2 pseudogenes are annotated in these 746 nt (G+C 68.8%); both read right to left on the bottom strand.

Annotated features, from left to right (window positions below):
• Positions 1–442, bottom strand: a pseudogene (locus EOA29_RS38725) (CoF synthetase); the annotation flags it as partial.
• A pseudogene (locus tag EOA29_RS38720) lies at positions 439–746 on the bottom strand (MBL fold metallo-hydrolase); the annotation flags it as partial. The pseudogenes EOA29_RS38720 and EOA29_RS38725, both read right to left, overlap by 4 nt.

Here is a 746-nt window from a genome sequence, read left to right as displayed (position 1 = left end):
CCGTGCTCTGCGGCAGGATGACGGCGACGCGCATGCCGCGCCACAAAAGATCGGGCGCCGCCTTGGCGAGGATCGCGCCCAGCCAGCGGTATTTCTCGGCCTCCGAAATCACGAACAGGCCGCGATTGCCCGACGTGCCGGTGCTGGCGCCGACCGTCAGCGAACCGGCGCGGCCATCGCGCGCCAGCGCCGCCCACGCTTCCGCGGCGGTGAGGCGGTGGATGTTGAAATCCTCGAAGCGGCGCATCAGCAGCGCCTTGTCGGTGACCGGCAGGTCGGCGAGACGCGCCGGCGCCTTGCCATAGAAGGGCGCGCGCGGCAGGTCGCGATCGAGGAAGCGCCGCAAGGCCGCCGCCTGCCAGTGCTCGAACTCGGCTCGGCTCTTGCGCGAGACCCAGCGCGTCAAGGCGAAGGAGCTGACCGCTTCCGCGAGTCCGTTCATCCCGCCTCCGGATCGCTCAATGCGAGATCGTAGGGTGTCGGCGCAGGATCATGGCAAAGCATCACCTCGCCGCTCGTGGCGAGGAAGCGGCGCAGCATGGCGCTGGTCGGCTCGATTGCCGAGGCGTCTTCGGCGATCAGCGTGGCCGGAAAGCCGGGCGTGCGGTTTTCGGTCAGGGCTCTGAGCAGCCATTGCACGTCGACGGCATAGAGCAGCGGCCGCTCAAGACCGGCGAAGAGCAAGCCGAATTGGCCGTCGGCATGGCCTGGAAGATCGACGGCGATCACGCTGCGGTCGCCGAAGA

The organism is Mesorhizobium sp. M1E.F.Ca.ET.063.01.1.1, from assembly GCF_003998155.1.
Classification (GTDB): domain Bacteria; phylum Pseudomonadota; class Alphaproteobacteria; order Rhizobiales; family Rhizobiaceae; genus Mesorhizobium.
The sequence above is the reverse complement of the archived record's forward strand: the minus strand, read 5'-3'. Positions and strand labels throughout refer to the sequence as shown.